At 37.6% G+C, this 13,683-nt stretch carries 6 protein-coding genes; 5 read left to right on the forward strand and 1 reads right to left on the reverse strand.

Features of this window, described 5'->3' with window-relative positions:
* Positions 1-442: 442 nt before the first annotated feature.
* Positions 443-2,053 carry a DUF3352 domain-containing protein gene (locus ACP6PL_RS30825; protein ID WP_426549189.1) on the forward strand — a complete coding sequence of 537 codons (1,611 nt, stop codon included), beginning with the start codon at positions 443-445 and terminating at the stop codon, positions 2,051-2,053.
* A gap of 625 nt (positions 2,054-2,678) precedes the next feature.
* On the opposite strand, the gene ACP6PL_RS30830 is transcribed toward ACP6PL_RS30825, so the two are convergent.
* Positions 2,679-3,152, reverse strand: coding sequence for a helix-turn-helix transcriptional regulator (locus tag ACP6PL_RS30830; RefSeq protein ID WP_426549190.1), 474 nt, complete (start codon positions 3,150-3,152; stop codon positions 2,679-2,681).
* A 224-nt stretch (positions 3,153-3,376) separates the two neighbouring features.
* Between ACP6PL_RS30830 and ACP6PL_RS30835 the strand changes: the two genes are divergently transcribed.
* The 4 genes from ACP6PL_RS30835 (at position 3,377) to ACP6PL_RS30850 (ending at position 13,619) form a co-directional block, all read left to right on the forward strand.
* On the forward strand, positions 3,377-10,312 hold the full coding sequence (locus ACP6PL_RS30835) for a translocation/assembly module TamB domain-containing protein (RefSeq protein ID WP_426549191.1): 6,936 nt from the start codon (positions 3,377-3,379) through the stop codon (positions 10,310-10,312).
* 634 nt (positions 10,313-10,946) lie between these two features.
* Positions 10,947-12,053, forward strand: a complete 1,107-nt coding sequence (locus ACP6PL_RS30840) for a class I SAM-dependent methyltransferase (RefSeq protein WP_426549192.1) — start codon at positions 10,947-10,949, stop codon at positions 12,051-12,053.
* Between the two features lie 113 nt (positions 12,054-12,166).
* Positions 12,167-12,436, forward strand: coding sequence for a hypothetical protein (locus tag ACP6PL_RS30845; protein WP_426549193.1), 270 nt, complete (start codon positions 12,167-12,169; stop codon positions 12,434-12,436).
* A gap of 13 nt (positions 12,437-12,449) precedes the next feature.
* On the forward strand, positions 12,450-13,619 hold the full coding sequence (locus ACP6PL_RS30850) for an FAD-dependent oxidoreductase (RefSeq protein ID WP_426549194.1): 1,170 nt from the start codon (positions 12,450-12,452) through the stop codon (positions 13,617-13,619).
* The last annotated feature ends 64 nt before the right edge of the window (positions 13,620-13,683 follow it).

Below are 13,683 nucleotides of genomic sequence, written 5' to 3' on the forward strand. Positions count from 1 at the left end.
CTCTCCTTGCAGGAGAGGGGTTGGGGCAGAGGTCTTCATTAACTCAAATTTACCCACATTTTAAAGCTAGATGAGCTACTACTAGGATGTCTAGACTCATGTTATGGGTAAAAAAACCTAACCCCCCAACCCCCTTCCCTGCAAGGGAAGGGGGGGAATATTCTCCTCTCTCCTTGCAGGAGAGGGGTTGGGGCAGAGGTCTTCATTAACTCAAATTTACCCGCATTTGAAAGCTAGATGAGCTACTACCCAGTCTGCAAAATTAATTTAACATTTATCAGTAAAGAACAGGAAACGGAAAAAATAAATAAGTAGTAATCATTGAAGATAGTTTTGCTCAAGTAGCAGGAAATTATTTCACATATATAGCTTTAAACTATTTGTGACATATCTAAAGTGAATTGGTATTACTTCATAAATACTAGGTAACAAAAAAAGATATATGAAAAAATTAAACTTTTTAATTGCTGGTATCAGTGCCATTGCAGCAGGTAGTCTTGCCACATATCTTTACTTTAAAAATATAGCAATCAAAGTCTCTAGTCCCCTCAACAGCGCCCAAGTTGTGCCAGAATCGGCAATTATGGCCACTTTTTTCCATCCTAATCAGGAAGCCATAACTAAATTAGAACAATTTGGTACTCCTGAAGCAAGAACGTTGATTAGTGAGAGTTATACAGAATTTCAGCAAGAAAATTTAGCTGAGACTAATATTGATTGGGAAAAAGATATTAAACCTTGGTTGGGAGGAGTCATGTTGGCCTTTGTTCCTGGTGAGGAAGGGCAAGATACCGATCCTGTAAATATTTTGATGGTAGTGGGAATTAAAAATAAATTAGAAGCTTTGAGATTTGTTACTAAATTGAAAGGGGAAGACGAGAGTAAGGTAATAAAGAAAAAATATCAGGGGGTGACTATTCGAGAAGTTACTGATGAGACGGGGAAAACTTTTAATTTAGCAATTTTGGGAGATTATTTGGCGATCGCTCCCATAGCAGCAGCAGTGGAAGATGCTATTGATACGTTTCAGGGTAAGAGTGTTTCGATGAGTAAAAATGCTACTGAGACTTTACAGCAGAATGCAGGGGTTGAGAATACTATTGCTACTATTTTTATTCCTGACTATAGTCAGTTTGTTACAGAATTTGCGGACGATCTGCCTGAGAATCAAAAGTTGTCTGTTGAGAGTTTAGAGCAGTTTGAGCAAATAGATTCTATGGTGATGGGAATAGGAGTTGATGATGCGGGCGTCCGGTTGCGAGCAGTGACTAAGTTGGTTTCTCCATTGTCTCCAGACTTAACTAAACCTGTATCGGGTGATATTTTACAACGGTTTCCGGTGGAGACAATGATGTTTATCAGTGGCATGGGTATTAGTCAAAGTTGGTCGCAGCTTGTGACTCAAGCACAGGAAAATGAAGATTTGCAGGATGCTTTGGGTATGGTGAGGAAGACTTTTGAGGAAGTAGGTTTGGACGTGGATCGAGAAGTGTTTAGTTGGATGGATGGAGAATTTGCTATTGGTTTGATTGCATCAAATCAGGGAATTTTAGCAACAACTGGAGTTGGGGGAGCGATGGTTTTCGAGACGAGCGATCGCTCTGCTGCTGAGGCAACATTGAAAAAGTTAAATCAGATGGCGATTAAAAATGCGGGTGTAGCGGTTAAGGAAAAACAGATGGGAGCGCAGTCATTGACGGAATGGCAAATGGTTGGTATTGGTACATTTTTTGGATATGGGTGGTTGGATGATAATACTTTGTTTGTGGGGCTGGGAAAACCATTAATAGAGGTAATAATGAGTATTCCTGATGATAGTTTGATTGATAGTGAAGATTTTGAGGAAATTTTGGGATCTTTGCCAAAGTCGAATCAGGGTTATTTTTATTTGGATATGCAGCAGGCTATGGTTTGGGTGAATCGTTATCCGTTTGTAAATGTGGTCATACCATCGGAGGTAAAGACGATTTTGAATTCTATTCGGGGTATTGGAGTAACAGGAAGTTGGTCAGATGAGTTGACGAATGAGATGGAGATGTTGTTGGCGTTGTAGGATTTATCAAAACGTTGGTTGAAGATCCGCGCTCTTCCGCAGGGGAGCGTCGGGATGAAAACCAATCAATGTTACAAGTTTACAAATAATCTGTTATATCAAATCCGGTTGAATACTTATTATATGGTTGGGGGGATGGGGAGATGGGGAGATGGAGATCAACCCCTGACCACTCTCCGGTGCGGAATTTAGCGAGATATCTATTAAAGTAATTGAAAAAATTATCAAGACATATCCTATGACCAGATTCTATGTGCAATTAACCGGATTTGATATCAAAGGAGAAGGTTTGATATAGAATCTGGTTGAATACTTGTCATTGCGCCCGTTTCATGTCGGACGTTTGCCCAGCATTCCGCAGGAAAGGATGAAAAGTAAATAATTTTAGGGTTGAGGAGATTGCCTCCTTCCATTCCTTTACAGTCGCAGTGACTTAGGTATAGTAATTATCCGGATTTGATATGAAACCACTTTTCAACAGGATTTTATATGAGACTATAAAATCACGATATATCTTGAATAATAGCTTGATCAGGACTTACGCATGAGGTAAGAAAAACTAGGATTAGAGATTGCTTCCCTGTCGGTCGCAATGACTAAAATACTTTGTACTGCGTAACTCCTATTAATTTAACAACGCCTTTTTTTGCAAAGTCTCTGAAGGTAACTCCCCAAACATGGCTTTGTAATCTCTAGTAAAATGACTCGGACTGTAGAACCCAAATTGACTGGCAAGGATGGCGATGTTACAATTTTTGGCTTCGCTTGCTTTCAGGCGTTGTCGCACTGCATTAAGTCGTCGTACTTTGAGATAGCGCATGGGACTCATGCCAAATAAGTCCTGAAAACCATAAGATAAGGCAGAACTGCTAGACTCTAAATTGTCAGCTAGTTGTTTTAAAGTCACAGGTCTATCTAGGTTAGCTAACATTTGTGTTTCTGCTTGGACAATCAACTTTGCTCTTCGGGAAGGTTTGAGGAAGCACTTAGAATTTAACTTAATGGGAATATTACGAATTAACAAAGGAAGAAAATCATCAGCAGCGGGTTTCTCAAAGAGAAAATGATTAAAATAACAATGTGATATTGGAGAAGTCATCGGAGTTTCGCTTTCGGCAAAGGAATAGCAGATAGCCAATTCAAAAGTGTAGCATTTATAGCAGTCCCCAGGGGGATTAGGATATTCTCAAAATGTTAAATTTAGTTACAGCAAAAATTTAACTTTTGACTTTTAACTTCTGACTTCTGACTTTAGCTATACCAGCTATAGTTAAAAAAAAATTTAAAACTTTTAACTTTTAGCTTTTAACTTTTGAATTAATTATGACAAACACTCCAGAAAATCCTAATGACCAAATCAACCTTTCCACCCCCAGAAAATGGAGACGAATAATAATTATCAGTGGTCTAGGATTAACTACTGTCTTAGTACCAGGGGCAATAGCAGGAATCTGGTTTGTACAGAATCAATTAGCTCCAATGGTTAGTGAGAGTCTAACCAAGCTAATGCAAAGACCAGTCAAAGTGGGAGAACTGAGAAAGTTTGGCCTGGGTTACATAGAATTTGGCCCTTCGTCCTTACCTCCAACTTCAACTGACTCAATTAGTGCCTCTACAGAAGTAGTCAAAGTAACTTTTCCTCTTGGACCAATTTTATTCAAAACCGTAAAACTGGATATTACATTCGGAGAATCTCAAGCAATTGTACAGCAAGAAGCTAATGGTTCATTTGCCATACCACAATTGGCAGAGTTACCTCCTCCACCATTAGATATTGACATTGAAAAGCTAAGTTTCCCCAAACTAAATGTTACTATTGAGCCGTCGGAAAAGGGAAAATCTGCTACTCCCATTCTGTTAGATCTAAGCAAAAGTGAAGTTCTCGCTGAAGATGAAGAAGAACGTTGGTTAATAAATCTTAATGGCAAGGTTTTAAATGGTGGTAATTTTAAAGTTAACGCTCATGCTAATCTTAAAACTTTCGTTATTGATGCTGATGTTGTAGCAAAAAAGCTGCAACTGCCAATATTTGCTCCTTTAGCATTAGCTATAGAAAATATTCCCGATATATATGTAGAAAGGGGGGAGTTAGATGCGAACCTCAGCACTCAGGTTAAAATAGCTGAGAATATTGCAGATATTTTGCAGGATGTTAGAGGAAAGGTTCGCTTACGAGAGTTGAATGCTAGTACCGATATCCTGAGCAACTCGGTTAACTTGAATACGGTTGCTAATATTGCTTGGCCAAAAGTTAATGTCGAAAACTTAAATGCAAACTACGGGAATATTGGGGTAAAACTCCGAGGTGCAGCGGAAACAGCAAGAGACTTAGACTTACAAAATATTAAACTTGATTTGCAAGCGGAAGTTTTGCCTGTTTCTTTTGAAACTCTGTTTAATACAGCAACAAGAGAAATTAATTTACTCTCGAATAACACTACATCAGTAGAAACTAAACAACAGTTACAGCAGATAAGCAGTCAAATTCAAAATATTAGACCTTTATTAGAAGGGAAAGTAAAAACTGATGTTAACCTTTCTGGAAGTTTACTTAAACCAGTCGTGTCAGGAAAAGTTGAGACTACTGAAGTTACCAGAGTTGACAGGTTAAGGTTTAGAGATATTGCTACTAAGTTTACTATTAGTCCTGAGTTAAACCAAGAGTTTCAACCTGTTAATTTAAGTGCCAGTTTCTCAGACTTACAAATTAACCCAGTAGTGGGAGGGAAAATAAGTGGTAAAGGCGACATTTCAGAATTGAGAATTGAGAATTCAGAATTGAGAATTCAGGAGTCAGGAGAAAGTAAAGAAGGAGTTAGGAAGGAGCAAGAAACGAAATTTAATCCAATTGTTGACTTAGACTTGCGGGTGCAAAATTTACCTGTGGAGGCGATCGCTCAACAATATGGCATTACTTCACCTCTTCCCATCGGTGACTTTTCCACAGATGTTAAAATTGCTGGTGCGTTGGAAACTCTCAAAGGGCAAATTCAATGGCAGTTACCAAAAGCAGTTTATCCTTTGAGTGGTGCGGTTGATATTATTAATAGTCAGGCAAATATTAAAAATACTATTGTTAAAATTGGTGGCGGAACAGTTAATATTAATGGCAATGCAAACTTGGAAAACTGGCAACTAAGCGCTACTGCTAATCAAATTAATTTAGATAATTTAGAACCTTTACAACCTTTAGGTTTACCATCAGGATTAGAAGGCATTGTTAATGGTCAAGCAAATCTTTCTGGTCTGACAAGTAAGTTTTCAATTAATAGTATTAATGGAGATGTGAGCGGGGTAGCTAATATTGCTGGTGGTCAAGCAAACCTTAATGCTCAGATAAAGAATAGTAATGTGGAAGGAAAAGGAACAGCTACTCAACTGAGTTTAAGTGCTTTAGAAAGAATTGCTAGAAATTCGGATATTCTGATAAGTCCTAATCCAATATTATCTGGTCAAACTGATGGGAGAATTAATGGTGAAGCAACTGTATCTGGGAATCTAAATAATTTAAGTTTAGCAGGAATAACAGCTAATCTTGACGGCAATCTTAATCTTGCTAATGGCAGAATTAATGCTAGTGGCAAAGTTAATAATGGTGGTTTCCAAGCATTAGTTAATACTCAAGAATTGCCAATCAATCCTTTACTAGATTTAGGCGTGTCTGCGGTAAATTCAGGAATCATTACTGACCAGGAACAATTAAATCTGATTAAGACAAATATTCCCAGAGTCAAATCTCTTAACGGTCAACTAAATGGCAATGTTAATTTATCAGGAAATTTAACGAACCTTGACCCAGAAGTTATCAAAGAAAATCTCACTGGAAATTTAACGGGAAATCTGAAAATTGAAGCAGGAACAATTAATGCTTCAGGCAACTTAAACAGAGGGAATTTCCAAACTACAGTTAACACAAATCAAATTTCTCTAACTGCTGTCGAAAAATTATTCACAGAATCCGGATTAGTTGCCACTAAAACCAATATTTTACCAAGAAATACTGACGGAAATATTCAAGGTGGAGCTACAGTATCTGGAAATATTAATAATTTAACTCCTGAAGGAATTACTATTAATGGAGATGGCAAAGTAATTATTGCTGGAGGAACAATTAACGCTCAAGGAAAATTAAATCAAGGAAATTTTCAAGCTTCAGTTAATAGCAGTAAATTAGCAGTAAATCCTCTTATAGATTTAGGGGAGTCAATTTTGTTATCCGGCTTAATACCTGTAGAAGCTAATGAAATTAAAACTATACAGACTCAAATTCCTATTGTTAAATCTTTAAATAGTCAAGTAAATATAAATGCTAACTTGTCTGGAAATTTAACAAATTTGGCTCCAGAGGCAATAACCGCAACAGCTAAAAGTCAGCTATTTATTGATGAGAATAAAATTGATGTTGATGGAAGACTTAATCAAGGTAACTTTTTTGCTGATGTTGAAACAGACAAAATTAGTTTACGGACTATAGAACAAACAATTAGAAAAACTGGTTTAGTTGCTATTCCCCCTAGCGCAACTTTACCCCCAGGAATAGAAGGAGAAATTTTTGGGAATTTAAGCGTATTTGCTAATCTCAATAATTTGAATCCTAAAGCTATTGCTGCTGATGGAAGTGGAAAATTAATAATTGGAAATAACACAATTAATGCTACGGGTAAATTAGAGCGAGGAAATTTTGAAGCAGTAGCGATCGCTGACCCTATTCCTCTAAGTTTTGTCAAAAAAATAGCTAAAGAAACTGGAGTAATTACCCCAGAAATTTTAACTTCTTTAGACACAATAAATGGCAATATTCTGGGAAATGCTAAATTAGCAGGAAATTTAGAAAATTTAAATCCAGAAGCTATAGCTGCTGAAGCAGAAGGTAAACTAATTTTTGCTGAGGGTGGGGCAGTAAATATTAGTGGAGAATTAGTCGGTCAAAAATGGCAAGCTGCTGTAGTGGGAGACCAAATTCCTTTAGAGCAATTTTCCGCAGCAATAGAAAAACAAGAAGAAGCAAAACCTGCCGTTGCTGCTATTAGACAAGCTCAACAATTATTAGGGCAAGCCGAAAATTTACCTGTAATTGGAGGATTATTTAATAGCAAGATTGACTTATCGGGAAGTCTGGCAAATTTAACTCCAGAAGCGATTCAAGCAAAAGCAAAATTAACACTTTCAGAATTACCAGTCATTCAAAAGTCTTTCAATGGTTTGTTTGGCTGGAATGGCAAACAAATAGAAATAGAAAAAGTTACTATTCCGCCAGAAGTTAATGCTGATGGAATAGTAGGTGTAGATTTTCCTCCACAAAAACCTCCGACTATTTCTGGAATTAATATCAATGTCAATTTGTCAGATTTTAATTTAGCATCTCTGCCAATAGACAAGTTAACAGAAGATTTGCCTATAGAAAAAAGAGGTGAATTATTAACAGGTAGAGTAAACTTTGATGGTAAAGTTATTGGAAAATCTATTGCCGACTTAAACTTAGTTGGTGATGTGGCTTTGAGAAATTTAGCAGTAAATTCAGTAGATTTTGATTCCGAATTATCAGGTGAATTAAAAGCAGGAATTACTCAAGGAGTAAACTTTAAAATTGCTGGTAATAATGACCGTATAGAATTAGTGTTAGATGAAACTTATTTTCCTACTGCTTTCTTAGTTAAACGCGACCAAGCAAAACTAGCAGGAGTTACCGAAGGAGCAAACTTTCTAGTAACATTAGAAAAATTTCCTCTAGGTTTATTAGGTATAGCACCAGCAGAGCAGTTTGGTATTGGCGCAGTTACGGGAGTTGCATCCGCAAAAATAGCTTTATCCGATCTGAGAACATTTGACCTTAACTCAATCAAAGCAAATGGAAACTTAGCAGTGACAAAACCTGGAATTGGTTACATAGATGCTGAAAGTTTCACAGCAGATATAAATTATGCTCAAGGAAAAGCAAATCTTAATGACGGGACATTATTATTAGGTGAAAGTCGATATGTCTTACAAGCAATGGTTGATATTAATTCATCTGCTGCTAGTTTTAATCCAAAATTTGCAGCAACTCTCAATATAGAAAAAGGAGAAGCGCAGGATATTTTGACCGCCCTCCAATGGTTTGACTTAGAAGATATTGGCCGAGGTATAGCAACTCCAAATTATGCTAGTGCAGCAGATGTACAAACATCAGCAGCAGGTTTTCCAGAAAATACCCCTGTAATTATGCAATTGCGTCGGTTTGCCGAAATTCAAGCATTGCTTAAACAACAGGAAGAAAGCGAACAACCAGACACTCCTATACCAATACCACCTCTTGCCGATCTAGATGTCACTTTTTCGGGTGAAATAATGGCACAAGGTTCTTTACAATCTGGTGTTGATGGGAAATTTGATATCAAAGGTAGTGGTTGGAATTGGGGAATTTACAAAATAGATAATTTTCTCGTACAGGGTAAGTACGAAAATGATATATTGACAGTCAAACCCCTAGAAGTGAAAGTAGGGGAAGCATTGTTAGCTTTTAATGGAGACTTGAGTCCAGAAAATCAAAGTGGGAAATTACAACTAAAAAATGTAGACTTGGCAGAAATACAGAAGTTTGCCCAGAGTTATGTACCGCCAAATATCAATATTACAGGAAAGTTGAATTTAGAAACAGAGTTGGGGGGGAATTTTGAAGACCCCAGAGCTATAGGTGAAGTTAAGATAGTAGATGGAACTCTAAACGAACAACCTATTGAAAACGCACAAACAGATTTTAGTTACAATGTCGGACGACTGCGTTTTGGTGGAGGTCTTTCTATAATTGGAGACCCTATTTTATATAGAGGTGATGTACCCATTGAATTACCCTTCGCTACAGTTTCCGCAGGCAGTGATAGAATTAACGTCAGCGTAAATGTCAAAGATGATGCATTCCAAATAGTAAATATTTTGACTGATCAGGTAACTTTAGACTCAGGTAAAGGAGATGTATTATTGCAGCTAAAAGGAACATTACAAGAACCACGAGCAGAAGGATATGCCAAATTTGTAAATGTTAGTATAACAGCAGCAGCGTTTCCCGATCCTTTAACAGACGTAGAAGGTACAGTTTTATTTAATGGCGATCGCATCGAAGTCAAAGAAATTCAAGGAAACATTAGTGATGGTGTTGTTGAAGTTGTTGGTGCTTTACCACTATTGCAACCTTTTAGCAGCGAAGATCCAGACATCAATAACCCTCTAACAATTACCCTAGAGAAACTTAACGTAGACTTTAAAAAAGCTTTTCAAGGTGGTATTAATGGTAAAGTAGTAATTACAGGTGCAGCTTTGCAACCCGATGTTGGTGGTAACGTAGAAGTATCCCAAGGTAAGATATTTTTGAATCAAGCAGCAGGTTTAGCTGGTGATTTCGCCTCTAATGGAGAAAATCAAACAGATGGAGGAAGCTTTGGTATGGGAGAATTTGAGATCGGCTTGAATGATTTTCAGTTGATATTGAGCGATAGCCTAGAGATGATTAGTCCAGGACTAGCTAATTTTCAAGCCATAGGTGATTTAAGGATAAATGGTACTCTCAGCGATATTCGTCCCAGTGGTACAATTAACTTAGAAGGAGGTACAATTAATTTATTTAGTACAAATTTGCGTTTAGATCGTAGCTATAACAATACAGCTAAATTTATCCCGAATAATGGACTTGACCCCGTGCTAGATATACAATTATTAGCATCAGCCTTTGAAACCAGTGGCTCATCAGCACCAAGATCGAGTTCGGCATTTTCTGCTGAAACAGTCGATGCTCCATCACCAGGCACATTGAGTAGTAGCCAGAGAATTAAAATTATGGCTAAAGCAACAGGACCGCTATCAGAATTAGAAGACAACCTAGAGTTGACTAGTTCTCCGCAGCGAACAGAGACACAAATAGTCAGTTTATTAGGTGGTAATATTGTTGATACCCTTAGTGCAGACAGAAGTTTAGCATTAGCAAATGTGGCAAGTACCGCTCTATTTAGTAGCATACAACAGGATATTATTGAAGCCACTGGATTAAGTGAATTTCGGATATTTCCTGCGACTATTCCTAAAAGTGGCTCACAACGTGCTTCTAGTTTAGGTTGGGGTCTAGAGGTTGGTATTGACGTGACTGATAAATTCGGAGTATCTGCAACTATACTTGATGCAACAGAGTTGTCTTTGGATTATCAAATTAATGATAAAGTGCGTCTCCGTGGAGGTAGTAATTTCGATGATAATGCTGTGTTGTCAATTCAGTATGAAACCAGATTTTGAATTTATTAAAAATAGGGAATAGGGCAGGGCAAACGCATCTTATTTTGAAATTCTGACAGGGTAACGATCTTAGGGATCTGAGTATTTATGCTTATCACCCATCTAAAGCTTAACAGCAGAAGGTTCCAGAATTTAGATGCGTTTGCCCTAGGGAATAGGGAGAAGAATTGATTATTTATGCAAGATAATTTATTTTATTTTTTCTTATGGGAACTGTTCCACTATCCCCATTATATCATGTCCGGTTGAATAGTTATAATTAAAGTTCGTATAATAGCTCTCAGCCCTAAGTATATATCGGGCTGAAGCCCTACTACAAACAAAAACTTTTTGATCACTGATTATCCGGACATGATATTACTCCTATTCTCCCGCGTATCCTTAATCTAAAATACTTTAAAATAGCCCTGCCCTGGAAAAGGGGGGATCTATGACTTCTCAAACAACTTGTTATTTAGGTGCGTAAATCCTGATAAAATATTGATGACCTTATTAGTAATATCATGTCCGGTTGAATAGTTATAATTAAAGCTTGTAGTAGGGGTTTATCCCTATCTTATATCGGGATAAACCCCTACTACAAACAAAGATTTTTTTAATCACTAATTCTCTGGACATGATATGATACCAACTTATGAACACAAAATTGGCTCATCCCATGATGCCACAAGCTAATCACGATGAGTTAGCACGGCAAAACTTTGCCTACAGTTTGAGAAAATATATGTCTACGAAAATGCTGCCTGAGTTGAAAGTAGTATATGAAGAAACTGTCAAACCACAATTTGAGCGAGAAAACCAACGTCCCCCTCAAGACCGTTATGAAATTCGGCGGCGTATGCAGCAACAACAATACTATAAATGGTTGAGTAGCTTGAAGCGGACTATCCAAGAAATGATGTGGGAGTCAGTTGCGACTACAGTTGAACGTCAGCTACCAGAATTGATAAAACAAGCAAAATATCGAGTAGCACCCCAGGGAACACTCACCTTAGATCCAGAATTGAAAATACCAGTCTACCAAACTGCTGTAGATATTCATTGTATGCCAGGAGGATATAATGGCGAATACACTCAAGATGATATATCTGCTGGTGCTATCTATGATTTGGGAGTTTACATATATGGTATGAGAAACCGTGACTCTATTCGCGATGTCAGAGGTCAGACAGTTATTCATAAATTCTTGAAGCAGCAATATCCAAATTTTCAGCCTGGGAAAATTCTAGATATGGGTTGTACAGTCGGAGCTAACACCTTGCCTTATGTAGATGCTTACCCAAATGCTGAAGTTTATGGCATCGATCTAGCTCCTGCCATATTACGCTATGGTCATGCACGAGCAGAGTCTTTAGGAAAACGGGTGCATTTTAGCCAACAGAATGCTGAGAAGACTAACTTCCCAGATGAATCATTTGATTTGGTGGTAAGTCATATTTTTCTACATGAAATACCTGTGCCAGCAATTAGAAATGTTTTCCGCGAAAGTTATCGTTTATTAGCTCCAGGTGGGATAATGATACATCAAGATGCGCGTTTGTATCGTCATCTAGATTTATATACTGCATTCCTCTACGATGAAGAAACAACTAATAATAATGAACCCTTCTGGAGTGCGATGCGAGATTTAGATTTAGTAGCTGTAGCACGAGAAGCAGGTTTTTCTAGAGATAGTCTCATTGACACACTGCTCGAACAAGATAATGGAAGACAGTCATTCATTATTGTTGGTACTAAATAAAATTGAGAATGTAGAATTGAGAATGTAGAATTGAGAATTATTAAATTTTGTATTTCAATTCATAATTCATAATTCTGGTAACATTGAGAGCGAAAAGACAAACAAAAAAAAAGATGATTCCTAAACAAGCCAAAGGCAAGCGACCAGATTATTTGGATAACACAGATAACGATAAATTACTGGCAATAATAATGGCATTAGCAGGGGAAGTTTCTGTATTGCGGGAACGCCTAGATACAATTGAAAAATTAGTAGTAGCTAAAGGTATCATTTCCTCCGAAGATATTGAAAATTATCAGCCAGATGCACAATTAAATGAGGAACGGGAGCAATGGCGGGCTGATTATCTTGCTAGAATACTCCGAGCTGTGCAGAATAGTTAATTGCTATAATACAATGAAAAAAACAGTTGAGAAAGTTGCTATTATTGGTGCCGGGCCTGGTGGTCTAGCAACAGCGATCGCTCTGAGAAAACAAGGTATTGATGCTCGTGTGTACGAGCGTGCTGGAGAATTTCGTCCTGTGGGAGCAGGTGTAGGTTTGCACCCTAATGGTTTGAGATGCCTAGATGCAATTAAGCCAGGTATAGTAGATATACTAAAATGTTCAGGTTGTAAAGTTGAAAAAGTGACTTTAAAAACAGTCACTGGAGAAACTATTATGACCTACGAAAGTCCAATGTTCAAAAAATATGGACAACCAACATTAACTATCTGGTGGTATCGTTTACAACAGATTTTAGCATCATATCTACCATCAGAAGTCATTCACCTGAATTATCGTTGCATTGGTTTTGAACAAAATGAAAATAGCGTTATCACCAACTTTGAGAATGGAAAAACTGTTGAGTCAGATTTGCTAATTGGAGCTGATGGGGTAAACTCTACAGTTAGAGAAATATTGATTGGTGATAGTCAACCTCGATATGTTGGCAGTATGTCTTGGCGAGCTGTTGTAAATTATAAAGATGATTTACTACAACAAAATGAAGTCATCTTGATGAAAGGAGAAGAAAGTATAGTGTTCCTACTTGGTGTAGGGGAAGGAAATATGAGTTGGCTAGCGCGGAAGTTATTGCCAGACTCTACACTTTCTTCTACTTTGGCTGAAGCAAAGTCTCGTGTCCTTAGAGAATTTGCTAATTGGATGGAACCAGTAACAGAACTGATAGCACAGACAGATCCTAAACGGATATTGGAAGGACCAATATGTGACAGACTGCCATTGAACCAATGGAGTTATGGCAGGGTAACGTTATTGGGAGATGCTGCTCATCCGATGACACCAGCAGCAGGACAAGGAGCTAATACTACTTTTGAAGACGCCTATGAACTTGGTGAGTGTTTGTACAACTTCCCAGACCTACAAACTGCCCTTACCAACTACGATAACCGTCGCATTCAGCGTACAGCAATTATTCAAACCCATAGTGCAGCGCGGGAGAAACTTTATTATCAACCTTTCCAGCAAACTAACCAACAGTTACAACAAGAACGTGAAAATTTTGAAAATTGGATGTATGATTACGTTCCAAATTCAGAGTTGCGTCTGAGATCTTGGCAATAAATAGTTACAGTATAGAACCCATTTGGTATCTCTAAAAAATTAGGCGATCGCTAACCTCTTAAGC

The organism is Dapis purpurea BLCC-M126, assembly GCF_050015975.1.
Taxonomy (GTDB): domain Bacteria; phylum Cyanobacteriota; class Cyanobacteriia; order Cyanobacteriales; family Microcoleaceae; genus Trichodesmium.

Bases quoted from the DNA above. Each gene is read 5' to 3' on its own strand.
- ACP6PL_RS30825 (WP_426549189.1), top strand. From the start codon at position 443: ATGAAAAAATTAAACTTTTTAATTGCTGGTATCAGTGCCATTGCAGCA.
- ACP6PL_RS30830 (WP_426549190.1), bottom strand. From the start codon at position 3,152: ATGACTTCTCCAATATCACATTGTTATTTTAATCATTTTCTCTTTGAG.
- ACP6PL_RS30835 (WP_426549191.1), top strand. From the start codon at position 3,377: ATGACAAACACTCCAGAAAATCCTAATGACCAAATCAACCTTTCCACC.
- ACP6PL_RS30840 (WP_426549192.1), top strand. From the start codon at position 10,947: ATGAACACAAAATTGGCTCATCCCATGATGCCACAAGCTAATCACGAT.
- ACP6PL_RS30845 (WP_426549193.1), top strand. From the start codon at position 12,167: ATGATTCCTAAACAAGCCAAAGGCAAGCGACCAGATTATTTGGATAAC.
- ACP6PL_RS30850 (WP_426549194.1), top strand. From the start codon at position 12,450: ATGAAAAAAACAGTTGAGAAAGTTGCTATTATTGGTGCCGGGCCTGGT.